This is a genomic window from Muricoccus pecuniae (genome assembly GCF_014199205.1).
In the GTDB taxonomy this organism is placed as follows: Bacteria; Pseudomonadota; Alphaproteobacteria; order Acetobacterales; family Acetobacteraceae; genus Roseomonas; species Roseomonas pecuniae.
In genome coordinates this window covers 70,753-92,753 of the sequence record NZ_JACIJD010000006.1, presented here as the reverse complement: position 1 = coordinate 92,753, position 22,001 = coordinate 70,753, and the positions used below count along the sequence as shown (strand labels likewise).

At 64.8% G+C, this 22,001-nt stretch carries 16 protein-coding genes, 2 tRNA genes and 2 pseudogenes; 8 read left to right on the top strand and 12 right to left on the bottom strand.

What is annotated here, in order from left to right; translation table 11 throughout:
- Positions 1-8 precede the first annotated feature (8 nt).
- From serS to FHS87_RS08055, 4 genes are all read left to right on the top strand, one after another.
- Positions 9-1,283, top strand: coding sequence for a serine--tRNA ligase (gene serS / locus FHS87_RS08070; RefSeq protein WP_184516073.1), 1,275 nt, complete (start codon positions 9-11; stop codon positions 1,281-1,283).
- Between the two features lie 68 nt (positions 1,284-1,351).
- Positions 1,352-1,425: transfer RNA gene (locus FHS87_RS08065), tRNA-Pro, on the top strand.
- Between the two features lie 30 nt (positions 1,426-1,455).
- Positions 1,456-1,767 carry an NADH dehydrogenase ubiquinone Fe-S protein 4 gene (locus tag FHS87_RS08060; RefSeq protein WP_184516070.1) on the top strand — a complete coding sequence of 104 codons (312 nt, stop codon included), beginning with the start codon at positions 1,456-1,458 and terminating at the stop codon, positions 1,765-1,767.
- 13 nt (positions 1,768-1,780) lie between these two features.
- Positions 1,781-1,857, top strand: a tRNA-Arg gene (locus FHS87_RS08055).
- 348 nt (positions 1,858-2,205) lie between these two features.
- On the opposite strand, the gene FHS87_RS08050 is transcribed toward FHS87_RS08055, so the two are convergent.
- From FHS87_RS08050 to FHS87_RS08040, 3 genes are read right to left on the bottom strand one after another with little or no spacing between them, the layout of a single operon-like run.
- Positions 2,206-5,331 (bottom strand): type I restriction endonuclease subunit R, encoded by a 3,126-nt coding sequence (locus FHS87_RS08050; protein ID WP_184516067.1) that lies wholly within the window; start codon positions 5,329-5,331, stop codon positions 2,206-2,208.
- The gene (locus FHS87_RS08045; protein WP_184516064.1) at positions 5,328-6,641 is read right to left on the bottom strand and encodes a restriction endonuclease subunit S domain-containing protein; all 1,314 of its coding nucleotides are present in this window, start codon (positions 6,639-6,641) and stop codon (positions 5,328-5,330) included. Before FHS87_RS08045 ends, FHS87_RS08050 begins: the two co-directional genes overlap by 4 nt.
- The gene (locus tag FHS87_RS08040; RefSeq protein WP_184516062.1) at positions 6,638-8,473 is read right to left on the bottom strand and encodes a type I restriction-modification system subunit M; all 1,836 of its coding nucleotides are present in this window, start codon (positions 8,471-8,473) and stop codon (positions 6,638-6,640) included. Before FHS87_RS08040 ends, FHS87_RS08045 begins: the two co-directional genes overlap by 4 nt.
- Before the next feature lie 316 nt (positions 8,474-8,789).
- Here FHS87_RS08040 and FHS87_RS08035 point away from each other — a divergent pair, with 316 nt between their 5' ends.
- Complete coding sequence (locus FHS87_RS08035) at positions 8,790-9,326, top strand: thermonuclease family protein (protein ID WP_184516059.1); 537 nt, start codon at positions 8,790-8,792, stop codon at positions 9,324-9,326.
- Positions 9,327-9,338: 12 nt separating this feature from the next.
- Here the strand turns inward: FHS87_RS08035 and FHS87_RS24595 are convergent.
- From FHS87_RS24595 to FHS87_RS23685, 3 genes and pseudogenes are all read right to left on the bottom strand, one after another.
- Positions 9,339-9,962, bottom strand: a pseudogene (locus FHS87_RS24595) (transposase); the annotation flags it as partial.
- 179 nt (positions 9,963-10,141) lie between these two features.
- Positions 10,142-11,872 (bottom strand): sensor histidine kinase, encoded by a 1,731-nt coding sequence (locus FHS87_RS08025; protein ID WP_184516054.1) that lies wholly within the window; start codon positions 11,870-11,872, stop codon positions 10,142-10,144.
- Positions 11,873-12,253: 381 nt separating this feature from the next.
- Positions 12,254-12,635 (bottom strand): annotated as a pseudogene (locus FHS87_RS23685) (transposase); the annotation flags it as partial.
- Between the two features lie 237 nt (positions 12,636-12,872).
- On the opposite strand from FHS87_RS23685, the gene FHS87_RS08015 reads away from it, so the two are divergent.
- A complete protein-coding gene (locus FHS87_RS08015) occupies positions 12,873-14,978 on the top strand; it encodes a DUF262 and DUF1524 domain-containing protein (RefSeq protein WP_184516051.1) in 2,106 nt (701 codons plus the stop codon).
- Between the two features lie 212 nt (positions 14,979-15,190).
- Here FHS87_RS08015 and FHS87_RS24190 read toward each other — a convergent pair whose 3' ends face one another.
- Genes FHS87_RS24190 through FHS87_RS08000 form a run of 4 tightly spaced genes read right to left on the bottom strand, consistent with a single transcriptional unit; the run spans position 15,191 to position 18,457 of the window.
- Positions 15,191-15,322, bottom strand: coding sequence for a hypothetical protein (locus FHS87_RS24190; protein WP_281394330.1), 132 nt, complete (start codon positions 15,320-15,322; stop codon positions 15,191-15,193).
- A 23-nt stretch (positions 15,323-15,345) separates the two neighbouring features.
- Positions 15,346-15,918 (bottom strand): ATP-binding protein, encoded by a 573-nt coding sequence (locus FHS87_RS08010; protein WP_184516048.1) that lies wholly within the window; start codon positions 15,916-15,918, stop codon positions 15,346-15,348.
- The gene (locus tag FHS87_RS08005; protein WP_184516032.1) at positions 15,915-16,475 is read right to left on the bottom strand and encodes a hypothetical protein; all 561 of its coding nucleotides are present in this window, start codon (positions 16,473-16,475) and stop codon (positions 15,915-15,917) included. Before FHS87_RS08005 ends, FHS87_RS08010 begins: the two co-directional genes overlap by 4 nt.
- Positions 16,472-18,457: an AAA family ATPase gene (locus FHS87_RS08000; RefSeq protein ID WP_184516030.1), complete on the bottom strand. Its 1,986-nt coding sequence runs from the start codon at positions 18,455-18,457 to the stop codon at positions 16,472-16,474. Before FHS87_RS08000 ends, FHS87_RS08005 begins: the two co-directional genes overlap by 4 nt.
- Before the next feature lie 563 nt (positions 18,458-19,020).
- On the opposite strand from FHS87_RS08000, the gene FHS87_RS07995 reads away from it, so the two are divergent.
- Positions 19,021-19,485, top strand: coding sequence for a hypothetical protein (locus tag FHS87_RS07995; protein WP_184516027.1), 465 nt, complete (start codon positions 19,021-19,023; stop codon positions 19,483-19,485).
- A gap of 72 nt (positions 19,486-19,557) precedes the next feature.
- On the opposite strand, the gene FHS87_RS07990 is transcribed toward FHS87_RS07995, so the two are convergent.
- Complete coding sequence (locus tag FHS87_RS07990; RefSeq protein WP_184516024.1) at positions 19,558-20,013, bottom strand: hypothetical protein; 456 nt, start codon at positions 20,011-20,013, stop codon at positions 19,558-19,560.
- 123 nt (positions 20,014-20,136) lie between these two features.
- Between FHS87_RS07990 and FHS87_RS07985 the strand changes: the two genes are divergently transcribed.
- On the top strand, positions 20,137-20,355 hold the full coding sequence (locus FHS87_RS07985) for a hypothetical protein (protein WP_184516022.1): 219 nt from the start codon (positions 20,137-20,139) through the stop codon (positions 20,353-20,355).
- A gap of 563 nt (positions 20,356-20,918) precedes the next feature.
- Here FHS87_RS07985 and FHS87_RS07980 read toward each other — a convergent pair.
- On the bottom strand, positions 20,919-21,665 hold the full coding sequence (locus FHS87_RS07980) for a hypothetical protein (RefSeq protein WP_184516019.1): 747 nt from the start codon (positions 21,663-21,665) through the stop codon (positions 20,919-20,921).
- Positions 21,666-22,001: the final 336 nt, after the last annotated feature.

The window sequence follows — 22,001 nt, the reverse complement described above, 5'->3', positions numbered from 1 at the left end:
CAGGCCCCATGCACGATATCCGCGCCGTCCGCGCCGATCCGGCGGCGTTCGACGCCGCGCTCGCCCGCCGCGGCCTCGCCCCCGTCTCGGCCGAGCTGCTGAGCCTCGACGCCTCCCGCCGCGCCGCCCAGACCACGGCGCAGGAGGCTCAGGCCCGGCGCAACGCGCTCGCCAAGGAGATCGGCCAGGGCAAGCGGCAGGGCGCCGACACCACCGCGCTCGAGGCCGAGGCGACCGGGCTGCGCGCCCGGATGGAGGGGCTGGACGCCGAGGCGAAGCGCGCCGAGGAGGCCCAGGCCCGCATCCTGGAGGCCCTGCCGAACCTGCTGGACGCCGATGTGCCGGAGGGGGCGGACGAGTCGGCGAATGTCGTGCTCCACCAGCATGGCGAGATCCCGGCTCTCCCCTTCGCGCCGAAGCAGCATTTCGAGCTGGGCGAGGCCTTGGGCGGCATGGACTTCGCCACGGCCGCGAAGCTCGCGGGCAGCCGCTTCGCCGTGCTCCGCGGGCCGCTCGCGCGGCTGGAGCGCGCCATCGGCCAGTGGATGCTCAACCTCCACCTGGACGAGCACGGCTATACCGAGACGGCCGTGCCCCTGCTGGTTAACGACGCCACCATGTACGGCACGGGCCAGTTGCCGAAATTCGCCGAGGACCTGTTCCGCACCACCGACGGCCGCTGGCTGATCCCGACCGCCGAGGTGCCACTGACAAACACGGTGCGGGACGAGATCCTGCCCGAAGCCGCGCTTCCCCTTCGCCTCGCCTCCCTCTCGCCCTGCTTCCGCTCCGAGGCCGGCTCCGCCGGGCGGGACACGCGCGGCATGATCCGGCAGCACCAGTTCGCCAAGGTGGAGATGGTCTCCGTCACCACCCCCGACGCCTCGGCCGAGGAGCACGAGCGGATGACGCGCTGCGCGGAGCGCGTGCTGACCGAACTCGGCCTGACCTGGCGCCGGATCGTCCTCTGCGCCGGGGATACGGGCTTCGGCGCGGCCAAGACCTACGACCTCGAGGTCTGGCTGCCGGGGCAGGGGGCGTGGCGGGAGATCTCCTCCTGCTCCAACTGCCGGGACTTCCAGGCCCGCCGGATGAACGCGCGCGTCAGGCCGCGGGAGGGCAAGGGCAATCTCTTCCTCCACACGCTGAACGGCTCGGGCGTCGCGGTGGGGCGGGCGCTGATCGCCGTGATGGAGACGCATCAGCGGGAGGACGGCTCGATCGGCATCCCCTCCGTGCTGCGGCCCTTCATGGGCGGCTCGGAGGCCATTCCGGCCGCGTGAAATCGCGCCAGGCCCCCCCGGGGCCATTGCGCCCGGGGCCCGCTGCCCATAGGTTCCCCCCGGTCTCGCGGGGTGTGGCGCAGCCTGGTAGCGCGCCTGTTTTGGGTACAGGAGGCCGTGGGTTCGAATCCCGCCGCCCCGATTCGACGAGACCTTCCGTCTGGAGCGCCGCATGAGCATCGCCCGCATCTACTCGCCGACGAAGAACGCTACGCAGTCCGGCCTGGCCCGCACGGACGAATGGGTGCTGGAACACTCGCTGAGCGAGCCGAAGCGCGTCGATCCCCTGATGGGCTGGTACGGCTCGGGCGACACCAACCGGCAGGTCCGGCTGCGCTTCGACACGCTGGAGGAGGCCGAGGCCTATGCGAAGGCCGAGGGCATCAGCTACGAGGTCGAGGCGCGGCGGCAGCGCCCGGCCATGCGGCCGAAGAGCTACGCCGACAACTTCCGCACGGACCGCCTGACCAACTGGACGCATTGAGGCGGCGAAACGGGCACCCTTAGCTCAACTGGATAGAGCAACCGGCTTCTACCCGGTTGGTTGGGGGTTCAAGTCCCTCAGGGTGCGCCATCCCTTCCCGCTGCGGTTTATGAGTTGGCAGATAAAACGGGAATCGACCCATTTCCCGAGAATCGCCAACCCAAAAAACGGGAATGGTCACGGGTGCGAGGTACATCTGGGCTCGACCGGGCGGTCGCCCGAGCCAGCTTGTAAGGACTCCAAGGATTCGCGTGTTCTGAAACGCCTTCGTAGAAGGCGTTTGCAGTATCTGTTTTCCTTGATAACCAAAGGTACTTGGCTAGACGAGCCGATCCGACTCGACGAGGCGATTAGGAGCCATCTTCGAGACCGCAGGGCTCAGCGGCAGCAGACCGCAGCGGCTTATGCCGATCTCGGCAGGCAAAGTTCACAGCGAGTTTACTGAGCCGCCACAGCGCTGCTCTCCGCCACCCCGCGCAGCCCCTCCCACAGGCCCGCCGGTCCCAGTAGCACGGACATCATCCTTGCCTGGATGGCCTCCGAGTTCAGCGCCTGCCTGCTCATGTTCTGGTTGGCCTCCATGGCGCCGATGATTGCCTTGATGAGCTCCTCGTGCAGGTTCGGCGAGTTGCTGAACTGCTCCTTGCCGTTCGCTGCCGCCTGCTCCAGCAGGATGGGCGACTCCATCAACTTGGCCTTCATGGTCTCCACGTAGGAGACCGCGTCGCCCTCGGTGATGTCGCCCTCGAACAGGTCATTGATGGCCTGGACGATGTCGGACAGCCGCTTCTTGTGGCGGTCCTGGACTGAGCCCGACCCGGCATCGATGATCGGAGTAAGTGGCACCTGCTCGCCCCCGCCGACGGCGAGCCTCTGCTGCCCCAGGTCCCGCATCTTGTGGTGGCTCAGGCGGAGAGCCGACAGGTCGATGCCCTCGCGCTCGCGCCCGTAGTTCAGCAGCGGGAAGAGCATGCGGGCGAAGAGGTGCAGCTTCTCGTAGTAGGTGTTCCCGTAGTCGAACATCTGCCCGAGGAACTCGTAGACGCGGACGTAGGTGCCCAGATCCTGCTTGAACAGCAGCAAGGCATCCATCTCGCCCTTGGCGTCCGTGTGGGCCTTGCTGCCCTCGGGCTCGTCCTTGGTGGTCTGCCGTGCCTGCTTGAACTTGGTCAGGAGCCGGTTGCTGACCGGCCCGATCGCCGCGTCGAGGTCCGCCTGCGTGGGGTTCTTCTTGGAGACGGCGCGCGCGACGCGGTCGACCTCGTGCTCATCGTAGTAGGCCAGGGAATCCAGCTTGTTCCGTAGGTCGAGCACGACGTTGGGGTTGCTGACGTCCGCCAACTGGGCCGTCCGGTAGTACTGGCGGAAGGCGGCCAGGATGTCCTCGGGCTCGTTCACGAAGTCCACCACATAGGTGGTGTCCTTGCCCTTGGCGGGCAGCGCCCGGTTCAGCCGCGACAGGGTCTGGACGGCCTGGATGCCGCCCAGCTTCCGGTCGACATACATGGCGCTCAGCAGGGGCTGGTCGAAGCCGGTCTGGAACTTGTTGGCAACGAGCAGGATGGAGTACTGCGTCGTCTTGAAGGCGTCCTTGATGTCGCGCCCGAGCAGCCCGGGGTTCATGTTCGTCTCGGTGAAGGGGCCGTTGGGCGTCTCCGTGTCGGTCACCTCGCCGGAGAAGGCGGCGAGCAGGCCGATGCCGTAGCCCTGCTTCTTGATGTAGGCCTCCATCTGCTTGGTCCAGCGGACGGCCTCCTTCCGGCTGGCGGTCACGACCATTGCCTTGGCCTCACCACCAAGGAGGTGGGCGACGTTCTGCCGGAAGTGCTCGACCACGATCTGCACGCGGGCGGCGATGTTGGTCGGGTGCAGCCGTACCCAGCCCATGATGCCCTTGCGGGCCTCGCTGGCATCGACCTCCTTCTCGTCCATGTCCCGGCCCTCATGGGTCAGGCGGAAGGCCATCTTGTAGGCGGTGTAGTTGCGCAGGACGTCGAGGATGAAGCCTTCCTCGATGGCCTGGCGCATGGAGTAGACGTCGAAGGCCTCGGGCAGGTTGTCCTTGGCCGCGGGACGGCTCGGATCCGGGCGGCGGCCGAAGAGCTCGATGGTCTTGGCCTTGGGGGTTGCCGTGAAGGCGACGAAGGTGATGCTGGTGTCCGCGTCGGCCCGCGCCGCCATCTTGGCCGCCAGGAGGTCCTCAACGCTGACCTCGGCGCCGTCCACGACGTCCGCCTGCTCCTCGGCCGTCAGGACCGTCTTAAGCTCGGCAGCCGCCTTGCCGGACTGCGAGGAGTGAGCCTCGTCGGCGACGACGGCGAATCGCTTGCCCTTGGTCTTGGCCAGCTTGCGAACCTCGTCGAGGGCCCAGGGGAAGGTCTGGACGGTGCAGATCACGATCTTCTTGCCCGCGCCCAGGGCCTTGGCGAGCTCGCTGCTCTTGCTGCCGCCCTCGCCCGTCACCGAGGCGACGACGCCCAGGGTGCGCTCGAAGCCCTCGATCGTCTCCCGGAGCATCTTGTCCAGGACGGTGCGGTCCGACACGACGAGCACGGTGTCGAACACCTTCTCGTTCTTGTCGTTGTGCAGGTCGGCGAGGAAGTGCGCGGTCCACGCGATGGAGTTGGTCTTGCCTGACCCGGCCGAGTGCTCGATCAGGTAACGGCCGCCCGCGCCTTCCTGCCGGACGGAGGCGACCAGCCTGCGGGTAGCCTTGAGTTGGTGAAAGCGCGGGAACAGCCAACTCTTGAGTTGCTTCTTCTCGTTCTTCTCGGCGACGACGTAGCGCCCGAGGATCTCCAGCCAGCTATCCCGCTGCCAGACCTGCTCCCACAGGTAAGCCGTCGGCGCGCCGAACTTATTTGGAGGGTTGCCCGCGCCGAAGTTGTCGCCCTGGTCGAAGGGCAGGAACACGCTGTCTGCGCCCACGAGCTTCGTGCACATGCGCACGTTTGAATTGCTGACCGCGAAGTGGACGACCGCGCCGCCCGGGAAGGACAGGAGCGGCTCGTCCTTGTTGCCGACCAGGGACCGCGGCGGCCGATCGTAGCGGTACTGGTCGACGGCGTCGGCGACGGACTGGGTATAGTCCGACTTGAGCTCGACAGTGGCGACCGGGATGCCGTTCAGGAACAGCACCAGGTCGATGCAGTCCTGGCCGTGCAGGGAGTAGCGGACCTGACGGACGACCCGGAGCCGGTTCGCGGCGTAGCGGGCTTGCAGGGCCTCGTTCATCGCCAGCGCCGGGCGGAACTGGCACAGGGCGAGCGAGGTCTTGAGACCCAGAACGTCCAGGCCGTCCCGCAGCACCACCAGCGTACCCCGCTTGTTCAGGGCGTCACGCAGGCGGTCGGCGAGCATGGTGGTGGCGGAGGCACCGTGCGCCTTCGTCAGGGTCGCCCAGGCGTCCGGCTGCGTCTCCTGCACCCAGGCCGCGAGGTCTTCCGGGAACAGGGCCCGGGCGCGGTCGTACCGGTCGGCGGACTTGGCTTCGTATAACCAGTCATGGCCGTCGAGATGGGCGCAGATGCCGTCCTCGAAGGCGAGTTCCTTGTGGATGCTCATTCTGCGGCCTCTTGCATCGCAAGGTCAGCGTTAACGAAGCCACGGACGTCGATCTTGCCGGTCACGGCGGCCGAAATGAGAGCGGCGCGGCGCTCCTTCAGTAGCGCCATCCCGTGCTCAACTTCGGCAGTCAGTAATTCATTGTCGCGACAGTGGCGGTCGAGCGAGCCGAGGATATCCTTTTGCTCACGAAGAGAAGGTAGCGGCAACGGTAAATCCATGATCGCATCTTGGGAGATGTTTAGCATAGATGAGCTCGCCCCACCCGCTGCTAGTCCTATCTGTTCCCTCGCGGCGTTTGATCCTAAGAATCGTGCCAGGAATTCGGGCAAGCAGCGGACTTGGTTCATCCTGAGCCTATAAAGTTTGTCACACAGCATCAGGCGGGGATGATCTACCAAGACAACTGCTGCACTCCCGACAAGCTCCCGGGTGTTCGCCCGCGAAACGAGTACATCACCCGCCCGAAGGCCGAGATTTGGAATGGGTTCCAGGTCGAGCGGCAGTGTCTTGTTCTCGTTTGGATTAAACCTGCCCCCATTCACACAGCCAACCTTCAGGACCCCCCACGCTTCTGAGCTATCTACCGGATACCCGTCACATTGAGGGCTCCAGCCCTGCTCCAGTGTGCGGGTGACGTACTTGATCCGCGTTATATGCCAATGCGCGGGGATCTCACCAAGCCACTCAATGCCGCTGTCTTTCATCGGCACACTCGGGTCCAATCCCTTGGTGACCGCATGTGAGATGGTCGCCTGCTTCTTTTCCTCCAAGAGCGCGATCAGGCGCTCCTGTTGAGTAATCAAATCGTCAATCTTGGCCGTCTCTCGGTCGAGAAAGGCGGCGATGGCGAGTTGTTCAGCGGAAGGTGGCCTAACGAAGTGCATGTCATGAACTAGCTCGCGAGCTAGGCCTGGAACGCCAGTATCCTGTGAGAATGCCGCAAAATTAGCGACATAATATGCCCAATATAGCCAACGCAAATCGCAGTCTGCCATAGACTGATCTACAAAGTAGGCCGTGTCTATCGCGAAGACCGGCGCGTCGCTCCAATTCAGCGCGCCATAGGATCCTTTGCGTCCAACAATAATCACAGGCGCTTTCGTGTTGGCAACATCGTGGCATCCCACTGGCCCGTTCGATCCATACGCAAGCAGGCTCCCAGCATCGTTCCTGGACTCTGTAGGGAGCGCAGCACCATAGGCTAGTCGTGCTACACGCTTGAACTGCACGACTGGCCAATGAGCAGGCACTGCGCCCAACAGCGTTGAACCGCTGTCCTTGTAAGCCGAGTAGACAGGAAGGCTCACGATTTAAGCCCCCCAATCATCGCCAAGATTCGATCGGTCACCTGTTCTAACTCCGTGTCGATCGTAACCAGTGGACGCGGTGGCTCATATACGTAGAAGTGCCTATTGAATGGGATCTCGTATCCGACCTTGGTTCTCTCATGATCTATCCAGGCGTCTGGCGCGTGAGGTATGACCTCTTTTGCAAAATAGGCATCGACCTCCTCAGTAAGGGGCACGCTTTCGCTGTCCCGGCGGGCTGGGTCGGGTACAGGACGCCCCTTGGCTTTTCCCTTCAAGCCCAACATCGGTTTGTCGTCTGCGTCGAGCAGCGGGCGTTCAACCACGATCGTGCGGTAGCCAAAATCCTCATTGCGGAACACTTGCGAGATGGGAGCAAGCCTGACGCTGCCACCCTTCGGCGCCGGAGGAGGTTCCTGGCCGTCCTGAACGACCATAGACATTATCTTGCCCTCCGCGTCGGTGAGGGTAGCCAGTCGGGCTTCGGCGGCGTCCTGAAACAAGTTGGTGACAAGTGCGACGTGTTCGTCGCTCATTTCCCGGCGCTTACTGCCCTGACTCTTACGCATCCTCCGCCATTGGTCGGAGCCATTGATTAGCTGAACTTTGCCCTTGCGGTGCTCCGGCTTGCGGTTTGAGAGCACCCAAATGTAGGTCGCAATCCCTGTGTTGAAAAACATATCAGTCGGCAAAGCGATGATGGCTTCGAGGAGGTCATTCTCGAGCACGTAGCGCCGAATCTCGCTCTCGCCGGAGCCAGCGCCGCCGGTGAACAGCGGAGAGCCGTTCAGGACGATGCCAATCCGGCTGCCTCCGTCCTTCGCCGGGCGCATCTTGCTCAGGAGATGGAGCAGAAACAGCATCGAGCCGTCAGAAACCCGCGGCAGCCCGGGTCCGAACCGGCCGTTGAACCCCTGCTCCTCGTACTCGCGGCGGACGGCCTTCTCGACCTTCTTCCACTCAACGCCGAAAGGGGGATTGGACAGCATGTAGTCGAACTTGCGGCCCGCGTGGCCGTCGTCGGACAGCGTGTTGCCGCAGATGATGTTCCTGACGTCCTGCCCCTTGATGAGCATGTCCGCCTTGCAGATGGCATAGCTCTCGTCGTTGAGCTCCTGGCCGTACATCGTCAGGGTCGCTTGCGGATTGAAGCCGAGCAGGTACTCCTCGGCGCCGGACAGCATGCCTCCAGTCCCAGCCGTCGGGTCGTAGATGGTGCGGACCACCCGGTTGCCCGGGGTCAGCACGTCGTGGTCCTCGGCGAACAGGATGGCTGTCATCAGGGCGATTGCGTCCCGCGGTGTGAACTGCTCGCCCGCCGTGTCGTTCGCGGCGTCGGCGAACTTGCGGATGAGCTCCTCGAAGACGAGGCCCATCTGGTGCGGCTTCACGGCCGTCGGGCTCAGATCGAACCCAGCGAAGCGCTCAATGACTTGGTAGAGCAGACCGGCCTTCCGGAGCCGGTCAAGCTGCTCGGTGAACCGGTAGCGGTCAAAGATGTCCCGGACCGGCGCCGCGAACGCCTGTACGTAGGCGGTCAGGTTGGCCGCGATGTTATCCTGATCGCCGAGCAGCTTCGGCAGGTCCAGCGGTGAGGTGTTCCAGAAGGGCACCTTGGTGATCTGCTGGAGGAAGGGGTCGGGGTTCAGCCCCATCCCCTCCTTAGCAGTCTTCTCGGCCAGCGCGGCCGCCTTAGTCGGCGCGAGGACGCAATCCAGGCGCCGGAGCACGGTGAACGGCAGGATGACCTTGCCGTACTCGGCCGGACGGTAATCGCCCCGGAGGAGGTCGGCGACCTGCCAGATCAGGTTCGAGAGGGAGGTGTCGCTCACGCCGGTCGGCCTTCGAGCACGAGTTGGGCCGTGGCTGCCATTCGGCGCTGGGTAGGATACATCGTGGACATGAATGCCTCAGGGGAGTGCGGGCTACTTCCTCAAGGATTACATACCGATTCCCGGATCGAAAGCTTCTTGATCCATGATGAAACCGCATCTCCTCCGCGGCCCGTCAACATGTTTGCTTTGGGCCGCACTGCTCCCGTCGCTGTGGTCTTTTTGTCGCGCCGGTCATTGGCGGGTGTCAGGCGGCTGGCCAGAGCCGACACCCCGCTGTGTTCCGCAAGCGAACGGGGCTGGCTACAAGATCAGCATGGAATTCACCTCCCAGCCCTCGGCCTTCTGGCTCAGAATCCGCGTCTGCCTAGCGACCATCGCCCTCCTTCCTGTCCTTGCCTGCGCGCCGCTGTCCGAGCCGCAAGCTGGAAGCACGGCCCTGCGGGGCGAAGTGGTTGCTATTCATGACGGCGACACGCTCACGCTTCTCACCCCAGGCAACGTGCAGCGCCGGATCCGGCTGGCCGAGATCGACGCCCCCGAAAGCAGGCAGCCGTTCGGGACTCGCGCGAGGCAGGCGCTTGCCGACCTGACCTTCCGGCGCGCCGCCCGTGTCGATGTCGTCGACGTCGACCGGTATGGGCGCACCGTCGGCGTCGTCTGGGTGGACGGCCGGAATGCGAACGCGGAGCTCGTGGAGCGTGGGGCGGCCTGGGTCTACCGGCAGTACTCGCAGGATCCGTCCATGGTGGTTCGAGAGGAAAGTGCGCGGCGTGCGAAGCGAGGGCTCTGGGCGCTACCGGAAGCCGAGCGGGTGCCCCCATGGGAGTGGCGGCGCCAGCGACGCCACTAGGAGCCCGCGTGATAACGGCCACGCCAGACGCCTGACGAGGACCATGGTGGCGGCGAGGGTAAAGAAGCCGACGGCGGAGCTCAGGATGGCGTCGTGGTCGCGGGCGAGGCGTCCTCATCGGCCGAACCAAGCGAAGGGCCGCTCCACCACCCAACACCCCGGCTTTCGTGCAGGGAGACCGGTGAGGCGGCGGCCATCAGGAGCCTGCCATCAGTGTCTACCAGGGCACGGCGCTTGCGCCTCGTCACCTTCTTCCCGGTGTCGTAGCCGCGCATCTCCTTCACGCCGACGCCGCCCGAGCGGGCCGACGGAGCATCCAGCACGACCGCTGTCGGGGATGCCTCCCGGCCCAGGCGCTCGCGGTCGGCCATGGTGAGCGCGTGCGCCAGCCGCTCGAAGGTGCCCGAGCGCGAGAGGCGCAGGACCCAGCGAAGCACGTCCCGGAGGGTGGGAACTCGCGTGGCAGGTGGGCCCAGGCACAACCCGTCCGGAGCCTTGGAGGATGGCATCGATCACCAGCCGCATCGGCCAGGTCCACGGATGTCCGTTGCACGGTGCATGGGACCGGAAGCCGCACGCAAGCTGCGCGCGGGCGGCAGGGGTCCAAGAGGGGCTACCTCGATGGACGTCAGGCACCCCCCGCACGCGCAGAACCCCCGCCGCTCACCTCTCCTCAACCATCTCGGAGGGGGCTGGGAACCGACCAAGCTTGCTTGGGGTCGGGGACGGCGCTCCTGAACGGCTTGCGCATGAACTCGGCACCGGCTGATGTGTCATGCCCGATGACAGCACTGGCGGAAGCGAACATCAGGATCTCACGGAGCACTGAGGCGCGCGGCCTCTGGCAAGCCTGGAGAATGCTTGACCACATCGTCTTGGAAGGTGGCCTCCATCGGGGACAGTGGACGTGGCGTAAAGGTTATTGTGGCCCGCAGTCCCTCCCGTTCGAACTCCACGACGATCTTGGCGCTGGCCCCGAGATCATGCGCCAGGGCGCGCTCCAGGAGCCGTAATCCAAAGCCGCGCCGGACCGGAACACCCAGCACGGGCGGTCCGCCCACCTCACGCCATGCCACGGTTGCTGTACGACTGGCCGGGTCGGCTGTGCAGGATACCTCGACATGCCCTTCAGGTACGGAGAGGGCGCCGTGCTTGATGGCGTTTACCGCCAGTTCGTGCAGCCCCATCACCAGCGCCTGTACTTGGCCTGGCGGTATCTGAGGCATAGGGCTGCTGGCCGAAACCTTGAGCTCGAAGCGCAGCCCCTGGTCGGCCCCAGTCTGGCCGAGCCAGGGTGCGAGCCCGGAGCGCACCACTGCGTCAAGCGCCGCCCCCTCCCAGGCCACGGTTGTCAGGAGGTCGTGCGCGCGGGCAAGGGATTGCAGGCGCCCTGTGAACGCTTTGACGAACTCATCAGGACTGCTCCCCGCAGTCCCGCGGGCCGTCTGCATGGCAAGCGACTGCACCGTGGCGAGGGCGTTCTTGGCGCGATGGTTCAGTTCCGCCACGACGAGCCGCAAGCGCCGCTCGCTGTCCAGGAGCGAGGCCGTGGCCGTCCGGCGGTGGCGGGCCGCCGTCATCAGCGCCTCGGCGAGTCGGTCTGCCTCAGGCAACCCCCCTCGTACACGGCTGGACGTTGGCAAGGCCGCCTCATCGGGTGAGGCGGCGAGCCGCAGGAGGTCAGTGATCGGGCGCAAAACGCCGCGCGCGATCCTGCGGGCGAGGAAAATGCCGAGCGCGAGCACGGAGAGTTCTATCGCCAAGAGGGTGACTGCCGTCAGGAGGGCTGGGCGCGTGAGCGTTGCCTCGGGCACGGCAGCGGCAACGCCCCAGCCGTAGGGCTCGGGTAGGCGTGCGAACGCGGTGAGCACCCGGGTGCCGTCCGCGCTGACGGCGTCGAGACGGCCGTCGGGAGCACCGGAGACCCAGTGCTCCATGAGGTCGGCGGTGATTGGTTGACCGACGAAGCGGTCCGGGTCGGGGGCGCGTGCCACGCGGAGCCCGGTGCGGTCGAAGATCGCGACGATCCAACCGGCATCGGGCTGCTGCCGCCTGATCAGTGCGTCGAACGCGTCGAGAGGGGGATTCAAGGTCAGTACAAGGGGGGGCGCGCCCTCCTTCCTTGGCACCAGGACGTCAATGGCCACGACCGGGCGGCGGACAACGACACCGAAATAGACATCCGACGTAGACGACTGCCCCGTGGCGAGGACGCGCTGGTGGTTGACCATGTAGGCCCGCGAAGGCAGCGGCGCGCCGCGCGGTGCGGCGGTGTTCATGAGTTGTTGGCCGTCCTCCTGGAGCAGCAGGATATTGGCGCCGGGTGCCTGACGCGCGACCAGGTTCTCCGCCTGGGATCGGAAGGTGTCGAGATCGTCGCTCGCGAGAGCGCGTGAGGCGGCGAGCACCTCAAGCGCCAGGGTGCGGCCGCGCAGTTCACCCTCAAGAGCCAGGGCCAGTCCACGCGCAACGTTCAGCGCCTCCTGTCCCGCCTGCTGACGACCGTTGCGATACCCGATGTAGACGAGGGCCAGGTTCAGGGCCACGAGGGGGAGGACCACCGCGAGAACGAGGAGGGCAAGACGCCCGCGGAGCGTGGGCCGTCTCAGGGTGCTCAGCAGGGTAGAACCGTCAGTTCTCACGCTTCTCTCTATATCAAGTACGCAAGCCACAAACTGGAGACGGGGCAGCATGGGACAAGCAAGCGGAATGATTACAGCTTCTACATCCCCGGGGTAAGCTGGTGTAGAGAGAGGTCCGACGTCGCCGCTTGATGTGGAATGTCTGTCATCGCCGCCCGGTCCGACAACCGCGGAAGACCGCCCTTCGGCTTGTGCCGCTTACGTAGCAGCAACGTGTTGATCGCCGCCCAGAGGTCCTCCGGAACCAGGGTCCGGGCTCGATCAGCATCAGGACGCGACGACGGCGGCCTCGATGCGCCAACGGTCGCGGTAGCGCCTCATGCCGCGGCGGATGCAACGTTTGCGGCAGCAACGGCCTGGGATGACCCGCTTCGTACCCAGGGCGCGCAGGTCACGCTGCAACCCGTCGGCGGCGTAGCCCCGGTCCGCTACGAGGCGGCGGAGGCGGCCGGGAGTGGCGGCGAGCACGTCGGGTGCTGCCGTCACGTCGCTGGCGTTGCCAGGGGTCAGATGGATGACCGCGGGGCGGCCAAGGACCTCCGTGAGAACGTGGATCTAGGTGGTCTGGCCCCCGCGCGACGAGCCGATGGCCTACGTCCTGGCTCCCTTTTTCGCCGTGGGCCGAGCGGTGCGCGCGGACGTAGGTGATGTCGAGGGATGCCGTCTCGGGCTGACAGCACGGAACCCCACTCACCCCGCCCGATAAACAGCCTGATCGAGGTTCGACTCTGTCAGCGGGAGCAGCAACCGGGAGAGCCCTAGCCATGGCCCTTCCAGAGGCCAAGCAGGTGTCCGCAGGGGAGTTGCGCAGTTAGTGATGGCGTTGCTGAGACGCGCGACGAGCCGCGATATCGACACTCAGCATCTCGGGGAATAGAGGAGCCTCAAGCAGAGAGGAACCGCCATGAAGGCCACCGAAGCGAAGCTGCTGGACTTCCTCAAGAGATCGCCCCAGTTCGTCATCCCCATCTACCAGCGGACTTATAGCTGGACCGAGCGCGAGTGCCGCCAGCTATGGCAGGATATCCTCAGCGCGGGCCGCAATCCCGGCATCGGCGCCCATTTCGTCGGCTCGGTTGTCTATGTCGAGAAGGGGCTGTACCAGGTCGTCAACCAGCCACCTCTTCTCGTCATTGACGGCCAGCAACGGCTGACAACGGTGACCCTCCTGCTCGAGGCCCTGGCCAGGGCGTTGGGAGACACGGAGCCGCTCGATGGCTTCTCGGCCAAAAAGCTGCGGAACTACTTCCTCCTCAACCCCCTCGAGGACGGAGACCGCCGCTACAAGCTCGTCCTCTCCCAGACTGACAAGGCCTCCCTGACGTCCTTGGTGGACGGAGACCCGCAGCCCAAGGACCACTCCCTGCGGATCCACGCCAACTTCGCCCTGTTCCAGGAATGGCTGAAGGGGGAGAAGGACAACCTGGTCACGGTCTGCCAGGGCATCGCCAAGCTCATGGTGGTGGACATCTCGCTCAACCGCGATCAGGACAACCCACAGCTAATCTTCGAGAGCCTGAACTCGACCGGCCGCAAGCTCAGCCAAGCCGACCTGATCCGCAACTTCATCCTCATGGGCCTGGAACCCACGCTTCAGACCAGGCTCTACGAGCAGTACTGGCGTCCGATGGAGCTCGACTTCGGCCAAGAGGCCTACTCGCTCTACTTCGACACCTTCATGCGCCACTACCTGACCCTCAAGAAGGGTGAGATCCCGAACGTCGAGGCGGTCTACGAGGTATTCAAGGACTACGCGCTCGGCCGCGGGAGCGACATGGATGAGCTTGTCAGGGATATCCGCGCCTACGCCGGGTACTACTGCAAGATGGCGCTGGGAGCCGAGAACGACCGCTCGCTCAAGGACGTCTTCCATGACATCCGGGAACTGCGCGTCGAGGTCGCCCTCCCGTTCCTGCTCGAACTCTACCACGATTACGCCTCCGGCACTTTGTCCAAGGACGAGTTCGTGCAGGCCGCGCGCCTGGTCGAGAGCTATGTCTTCCGCCGCGCTGTCTGTGACATCCCGACGAACTCGCTGAACAAGACCTTCGCGGGGTTCGGCAAGGCCCTCAAGAAGAACCGCTACCTGGAGAGCATCCAGGCGCACTTCCTCGGGCTGCCGTCCTACCGCCGCTTCCCACTCGACGAGGAGTTCAAGCGGGCCCTACAGACCAAGGACCTCTACAACGCCCGTAGCCGGAGCTACTGGCTGCGACGCCTGGAGAATGACGGCCGCAGGGAACGCGTGATGGTGGAGGACTACACCATCGAGCACATCATGCCGCAGAACGAGAACCTGTCCCCTGCTTGGCGCTCGGCCCTCGGTGCTGACTGGCAGCGGATCCACTCGACCTATCTGCACACGCTCGGCAATTTGACGCTGACCGGCTACAATTCCCAGTACAGCGACAAGTCCTTCATCGAGAAGCGTGACATGAAGGATCGCGACATGAAGGATGTTGGCTTCGGCAGCAGTCCTCTGCGGCTAAACAAGGGGCTCGGCGCCCTGTCCACCTGGGATGAAGCGGCGATCCAGGAGCGGGCGGAGCGGCTGAGCACCCTGGCAGCATCGGTCTGGGCCGCTCCGAAGCTCGATCCGGCCATCTTGCAGGCATACCGGCCTACGGCGACCCAGGGTGGATACACCCTCGCCGATCATCCCCAGTTGGCGACCGGCCCTGTGCGCGTCCTGTTCGACGCATTCCGTGCGCAGGTGCTGGCCCTGGACCCCTGCGTGACCGAGGAGGTCCGCAAGGTCTACATCGCGTTCAAGGCCGAAACCAATTTCGTCGACGTCATCCCCCAGGCCAGGCGGCTACGTCTGACGCTGAACCTCAAGTTCCACGAGATCGACGATCCCCGCGGGCTCTGCAAGAACATCGCAGGCATGGGCCGCTGGGGGAACGGCGAGGTGGATGTCGGCTTGGCCTCCATGGACGAGTTGCCCTACGTGATCGGCTTGGTTCGGCAATCGCTCGAGCATCAGATGGGGAGCGTTGACGCGATCTGACCGGGCATTGTGGGGCCCATGCCGCCCGGAGAAGCGGTGCGACGAGCGCTGCTCCGGGAGGATGCGTCGTCGGGCGGTTGGAACCCGACGGGCGACACCATCGCAGAGAGGGTGTGGACCCAGCCCATGTCGATCAGGTCTACACCAGCGAGCAGATTGTCCCGGCCGCGCTACCTGATGATGCGACCGGCGAACCGCTCCTGTGAGGGCGATCACGGGCGCTTCTCTGGCGCCCCTTCTTTCTGGCGCAGCCTGTCGTTCCTCACCGTCGAGTAGACGACCAGCCCGCACCACAGGAAAAGGCCGACGCCAAGGGCGACGAGGAGGACATCCCGAGTGGACATCAGTGTAGCCCCTCCCTCGACCCTTACCTCAAATCGATGTCCGCGGTGCCGTCCGTGACGCTCATCCGCACCTCAGGCTCGCGCCAGGTCAGACGGAAGTCGGCGCGCTTCGCGGGCTGGCGCTCTCTCAGGTAGGCGTCGACCTCCTCGGACAGGCACTGCGGCGCCCCCCTGTCTTCGTCATCGTCCTCAGGTTCGGCCTCCGCCTCGTTGGTGACGACGATGAAGTAGTCTGGCTGCACGCCGATGAGCTCCAGCGTCCGCAGCATCATGATGCCCTCGATGATGACCGGCCGACCCTGTCGATGCCGAGACTGAACCATCTCCCCGAGGTCGCCGATCCGGTGGGTCACGGGAGACATTGAGGAGAGCCAGAGGTCCGTCTCCAGGACCGGCATGCCAAGCTGCCACGCGAGGTAGCGCGCCAGCGACGACTTGCCCGCGCCGTTCCGCCCGTCGATGGCGATGGTGAGAGCCCGCCATGGAAAGCAGAAGGACCGCAGATGCGTCAGCAGGTCATCTGCTCCCGGTATCGGCTGCATTGCTGGGATCATCGGCTTCTCCGTTTCGCATCGGGTGGGCTCATCAGGGATCATGCCCCGCGCCTCCATTCGTTCCCGGGGACATGGACGACACGTCCGGCCTCCTCGGACCAGACCAGCCAGCCATCGACGGTGGTCTGGAGGCGGCGCAGGCGCGCGTAGAACTCCGGCGTCACAATCCGCATGCCGTCGCTGAAGGGACGGGCGGCAAAGTCGCCCGAGACCACCCAGTCGTAGATCCGGCGCTCCCAGCCGTAGGGCCAACTGGCAGCGTCGTGCGTCTCCGAGCACCAGCCCAGGGCGTCGTGTAAATCCAGCCTGGGATTGCGCGCTTGCAAGGCCGGGTAGTCCGCCTTCCATTGCATCCAGCGCGCGACGAGCTCGGGGGCAACCAGGTGGTGCTGCCACTTCGTCCATGACCAGCAGAAGGCGCTCGACGGGTTGATGTAGAAAGGTGCCATCGGCGGGGTATCTGCCGCCAGGAGTGCGTCGATCGTGTCGGCCGCCATCTCCTCGAAACCGCGACGCACCTCCTCCTCGCCCTCGGTGAGGCTGAAGATGTCGTCCAGGTACGCGCGCTGATGCGCCAGCAGGTCGGCTTTGCTCCTCATGCTCGGCGCCCCGCTTCCACGATCGCCTCGACCTCGGCGCCGGTCAGCACCTCCCGGTCGAGGAGCGCCGCGACCAGGGTATCCAGGACGGCCCGATGCTCCCGCAATAGGCCGCAAACCTCCGCGTAGGCGGCGTTGAGGCGCTCGTCGACCCGCCGCGCTAGGTCTGGCCGCGACAGCAGCAGGCTGGCGAGCTCGCGCTCGTCCCAGAGGCCGAGCCAGAGCAGCGGCCGCGCCGACATGCCCATGGCCGTCTCGGCGTTGAGCGCCAGCCGTGTCGCGCGGCCCAGGTCGCTATGGACAGGACCTCCGGAGCCGCCCGTCGCCTCGCCGAGCACCACCTCCTCGGCGGCGCGCCCGGCCAGCAAGCGCCGCAGATGCGTGCCGAGCCAGACCTCGGTGAGCTCCCCGCTCGGCGTGGCGACGGCAGTGTGCCCGTCACTCTGAGCGTCCTCGCGGACGGAGACGTATTGCAGGCTGCCCGGCTGCTCGAGCACCTGCACCAGCGCGTGCCCGGCCTCGTGGACGGCCGGGATTTGCCGGTCGCTAACCGGACGGGCTCCGTCGCCGCCGCGGATCTCCGCCAGCAGGTCGTCCAGCAGCATCGGGCGTCCGCTACCGCGTGCCCGTCGCCGGGCCCCGCGGGCCCATTTCTCGCAGTCCGCCCCCGTGCCGCCCTGCGCGAACAGGGCCGCCTGCGAGAGGTCAGCGCCTGCCAGATCGTCCCCTAGATGAACCCTGAAGATGGCGACCAGCGCTTGCCGGTCGGGCAGCGGGATGGTGATGGTGCGATCCAGGCGGCCCGCCCGCAGGATGGCCGGGTCCATGATGTCGGGATGGTTGGTGGCACCGACCACAACGACCCCTTCGCGGTTGCCAAGGCCGTCCAGGTGCTCCAGCAGGCCGCCGATGACGGCCGCCCACCAGTCGCCGTGCTGGCCGGTGGTCGCCCGCGTGTGCAGGCTGTCCATCTCGTCGATGAACATGATGCAGGGCGCGGCCTTGCGGGCCTCGTCGAAGGAGGCCGCCATGGCGCGGAGTAGGTCGCCGAGATGGCCTTCCTTCGTCGACTGCCAGCGCGCGTAGGAGGCGGCGACCAGCGGCACGCCGCAGGTGGCTGCCAGGGCCCTGGCGAAGGTCGTCTTGCCGGTGCCGGGTGGCCCAGCCAGCAAGCAGCCGCGGTCGACGTCCCGCCAAGCCAGCCGACCGGCGCCGTACTCCCGGAGATCGCGGGCCAGGTCGCGCCCCCAGGCCACGGCCTCGTCCATCCCGGGAAGGCTGTCGAGGGACGTGCCCGGTCCGACCGCCGCCTTCTTGCCGCCGGTGGCGATCCGGGCGGCGCGCTCCAGGAAGTCATCGGCCGATTGGTCCAGGCGGCGCGCCAGCCGCAGGGTCACCGGCGAGATCAGGGCGCAGACCTCTGCCGGAGGCAGGGCCGTCGCCTGGCCGTCCGTCACCGATTGGGCGACCAGGCGGAGGCCCTCGGCGTCCAGCGGCTCCACAACGAGGCGCAGATCGGCGGCATGGAGGAGGTCGGGCGGCAGGTGGCGGTCGGGTGCCTGGGAAACGCCGAGAAGGTTCTGGCCCTGCCACAGGCTGACCGAGATCTGCTCGTTCTCGTAGGCGGGCTGGTGACGACGGTTAGAGCCGGTGGCGTCGAAGACCAGCCACTCGCCCTCGCGAACCTCCATGTCGCCCAGCCTGCTCCGTGACGTCCGCCTGCTGGGTGCGCCCACCATGTCGCGCCAGGCGCTGCTGACGGGCTCTACCCAGTCGGCGCTCGGCACTTCCAGGACGACCGCGCCCTGGACCTTGGCCGCGTCGATCTGACGGGCGGCGAGAGCGCGCCGGAGCGCCATGAGGGACGCGGCCTGCGCGGGGTCTACCCTGCGGTAGGGGTCATCGGAGTCCGGATCGTCACCGAGCCGTCTGACGTGGATCTCGAACTCCGATTCGTCGGAGTTCTGATGGGGATCGGGCATGCTGAACCCTATGGGCGTGAGTGCGGGATGGCGGGGCGGCGGGGCCGCTCGCTATTCGCAGGCGCGCAGAGGGGGTCCGATGCGGGGTCACCGGCATCTCCAGGGTTCGACATCGGGAACGTTAGGTGAACATCGATGCTGTTGCAAGATGACGTCTGATCGGGGCGGGACTGCCTCAAGGCCGCCTCGACTCGGAACCGAGGCTTGCCGCGGCACCCCTTTTCGGTTGCGGGCTGGCGGAGGAGGGCTCTCCGACAGGTGGTGGATGGGGAGAGATAATTATCGGGCCGGGGCTGTTCTCGCTGAGCGGATGCACCTGCCCGGTGGCCACGCCGCATCCGCAGAGGGCGCATACTGGGCGCCGGTAATGGACGATTCGGGGGTAACCTGCGGCGACCTGCATCGCACGTGTCGCCACGGTCAGCGAGTGGACCTGAATGAGGCTGCTACCCGCCGTCAACGACCGACGACCACGAGCAACTTCTTGCAGTATCGAAATTGAAACACGTTTGGCCTATTGTTCCGCCAGTGGCCCATCCCGGGCGATGAGCGGAGCAGGTGCCGTGTTCGACCACGACAACAGCAGGAACATATTTCAGGCCGCGATGTACCAGAATGCGGCCATCGCGAACCAGAACGCCGCTCTCGCCGAGTCCAACGCGGAGGTGGCCGCCTACAACGCCCGGATCGCCGAGGGGTGGGAGGCCCGGGCCAAGCGGGCTGAGGACATCGCCCTCAGCAACAAGAAGATCGCCGAAGATGCGCTTGCCCGCGTCGCGGCGCTCCAGGCTGAAGCGAAGACCGCAAAGTGGGACCTTCTTGTCCAGAAGGCGACGACGGCGGGATTCAGGGCCCAGCTTGATGCCATGAAGGCTGCGGCTCCCGATTGCTCCGCCATGGTGGATTCGGGGAAGCGTTATAAGGATGGCGATATCAAAACTATCGGTCGAATAGCTTTCGAGGAGGCTTTCGACGCCACCCTTCGTGCTCACAACGTCCAAGAGCCTGCGAAGTACCGGGTGGACTAAGAGCTTCCTCTTGCCCAGGTAAACGAAGGACGGGGGCTTCTGGCCCCCGTCCTTTTATTTGGCGTTGTGGCCCTATGATTTCGGAGGATTGTCGCCTGCGGCGGATCCTCCCCCAGCCGGAGGCTCCCCACCTCCAGCCGGAGGCTCCCCACCAGATTGCTGGGGGTCTGTGGGCAGGATCGAACCCCGCTCGTTGGCCGCATCGAAGTTCTTTTCCGAGACAGCCAGGTTCTTGCCCTTGCCATCATCTGGGACGCCTGCATCCGTCGTCTCGGCCTTGGCATCCGAACCCTTGCCGCCGTTGTTGGTGTTCGCCTGCCTCGGCCGCGCACCGATGGCGCCCAGCTTCGCGCCCGCCGAGGTCGTGAAGTTGCCGATGGCGGCGTAGACGTGCCTGTCATTATCCGCCTCACCGCGCTGGCCGTCCTCGACGTGGAGGATGTTGCTGACCATCTTCCGCACCTCGTGGATGAGGGCGAAGGAGCGGATGGCGATCTGGTAGTGCAGGTAGACCAGGATGCCGAGCATGGTACGAGGCCAACGAGGCTACTCGGTGTCCGGCGGGTATAACGTCGGGCAACTCCTGCTCACGCAATCGATTTAAGGAGGGCCTCGTCCTCCGTCCTGGGGACGCGCAGACTAGGAGTCCTTATGGCCGATCCGTGGAGTAAGAAGAACCCGTTTCTGAGCATGATGCTGAGCGGCGCCAATGCCTGGGCTGGAATCGCCCGCGGCATTATGAGCGGCCAGGCCAAGGGCCAGCAGGCCGCCGCGGCCCGTCAGGGCAACAAGCAGGTTGCTGACTTCTGGACGTCAGCGCTGACCGGCGGCACGCCCAAGAGGCCGAGGACGTCGAAGAAGCGGCGGTGAACGGTGGGAGCGTGTGCAGCCCCGACTTCATGATGGGTGATCGGCAGGGGCTCTGGTAAGCACCCCGACTGTACGCAGTGCTATCAGGCACTTGCTGCTACACCTGTCGCCCGGACAACATGGCACCGAGCACTCGAGCAATCCCAATGCGAGTTGGTTTGGAAATGTCCGGCCACTTGCTCATAAGGGCCTCACCGCCTCAGTCAGATAGACAGCACGTCCACCTTGCCACTTGGCAATTCGACCTCGTTTTCATACGGATGTCGTTCGTATCTGCGTGTAGTGATCTTGAGAAGAGTCCAGTCCCAAACTGCGTCTTATCGATAACACAGATGCCGATTGGTTCTCTTTGCGCTTTTGCTTTGCGTGCAGGCGCGGCGGCAAAGGAGCGGACGCCGTGGTAGCCCGCATGGCGGAACTCACCGCTGGGTGGGGTGGACAGCAGCCTAAGCTGACCAACGACTTCAATTGAATTTTTGCGCCCGTGGCAGACACTCAATTCGTCTACACATACGACTTAGAAAGTCTCATTCGGCCAGCGTGACCGCCATGCAGCGTGTCAATCACATCGGCAGCAAAAATCGGGCCTCCTTACTTGGCTTGAAGAAGCGCATTGTGGAAGGTAAATCGTTTCGAGCGGCACAACAGACTTGATTGATGTTCACCCGCTTCTTCAAGTTCCATTCATCAGGGATGGGCCAAAATTTAGCTTTTCCAGTGGCATGTCGCTCCCACTTGATTGGATGATGAGGATCAGGCGGATCTTCTCCAAAAGAAAAAAGAACATCTGATCGTTTTCCATCGAGCTTGGAATAGTGGAAGTGAACGCCGCTTTTGTTGTGTTCTTCCGCAATGACCATATGACGCTTGTGTGGTTTCCCGAGCGGTAAGCATAACTGGAATAAGAATGGCGTGTCTTTAGGACGGATGAGCCGTTCCCAAGATACCACGTCGACATAGCTCCACGACGCATTTAGCCGCCGGTGCGTGCGTTCTATCAGCATCTCACGCACACCCTCTTCCAAGAGCGGCGAAAAGGGTATCTTTATATCACTCGCTACGTTTGGGACAAAAGTGTCACCGGTCGGGTGTCTCACTCCAACCAAATCCCGCACCCGAGCTTCGGCCAAAGCGAGTGGCCGCCGGATATGTTCTATTTTCTGATAATCTTCAGGCCAATCCTGGAGCATCTCACCCGCACGTTGATGCGTTAGTCGCTCAAAGATCGCGCTTTGTCGTGCCTCATTCAGGTGAACCGCGCTCATTACAAGCGAAAGGATTTCTTGTATTACTTCAATTTTCGATGACACGCCCAAGCCCCCCAAGCCATTTGAAAACAAAACCGGTGGGTTACCTTTCGCAGGCAAGCGTTGGCGAGCAACGATTACGGTTTATACAAGCTGGGAACCGCTCGCTTTCGATCAAATCCTAGACTCCAAGCGCTGCGACCACATTCGATAGGCCGCAGCGGTGCTGCCTACTCTACTCACCGGCTCCAGACACCGCAGCAAAGTCGGCTCCAGCTTCCTTTTTCGCCCGCTCCTTTCGCTCGCTGTAGTGGTCGGGCAGGTCACTCGCTACACCACCGGCCGCCTGCATCAGAAGAAGTGCTTTTGCCATCACGTTTGCCATCCGCCGCCAGCCCT

Coding starts and splice junctions, on each gene's coding strand:
- FHS87_RS08005 (WP_184516032.1), bottom strand. CDS start 16,475: ATGAGGAGCAAAGCCGACCTGCTGGCGCATCAGCGCGCGTACCTGGAC.
- FHS87_RS08035 (WP_184516059.1), top strand. CDS start 8,790: ATGGAATTCACCTCCCAGCCCTCGGCCTTCTGGCTCAGAATCCGCGTC.
- FHS87_RS08010 (WP_184516048.1), bottom strand. CDS start 15,918: ATGATCCCTGATGAGCCCACCCGATGCGAAACGGAGAAGCCGATGATC.
- FHS87_RS24190 (WP_281394330.1), bottom strand. CDS start 15,322: ATGTCCACTCGGGATGTCCTCCTCGTCGCCCTTGGCGTCGGCCTTTTC.
- FHS87_RS08015 (WP_184516051.1), top strand. CDS start 12,873: ATGAAGGCCACCGAAGCGAAGCTGCTGGACTTCCTCAAGAGATCGCCC.
- FHS87_RS07990 (WP_184516024.1), bottom strand. CDS start 20,013: ATGCTCGGCATCCTGGTCTACCTGCACTACCAGATCGCCATCCGCTCC.
- FHS87_RS08050 (WP_184516067.1), bottom strand. CDS start 5,331: ATGAGCATCCACAAGGAACTCGCCTTCGAGGACGGCATCTGCGCCCAT.
- FHS87_RS08000 (WP_184516030.1), bottom strand. CDS start 18,457: ATGCCCGATCCCCATCAGAACTCCGACGAATCGGAGTTCGAGATCCAC.
- FHS87_RS08060 (WP_184516070.1), top strand. CDS start 1,456: ATGAGCATCGCCCGCATCTACTCGCCGACGAAGAACGCTACGCAGTCC.
- serS (WP_184516073.1), top strand. CDS start 9: ATGCACGATATCCGCGCCGTCCGCGCCGATCCGGCGGCGTTCGACGCC.
- FHS87_RS07985 (WP_184516022.1), top strand. CDS start 20,137: ATGGCCGATCCGTGGAGTAAGAAGAACCCGTTTCTGAGCATGATGCTG.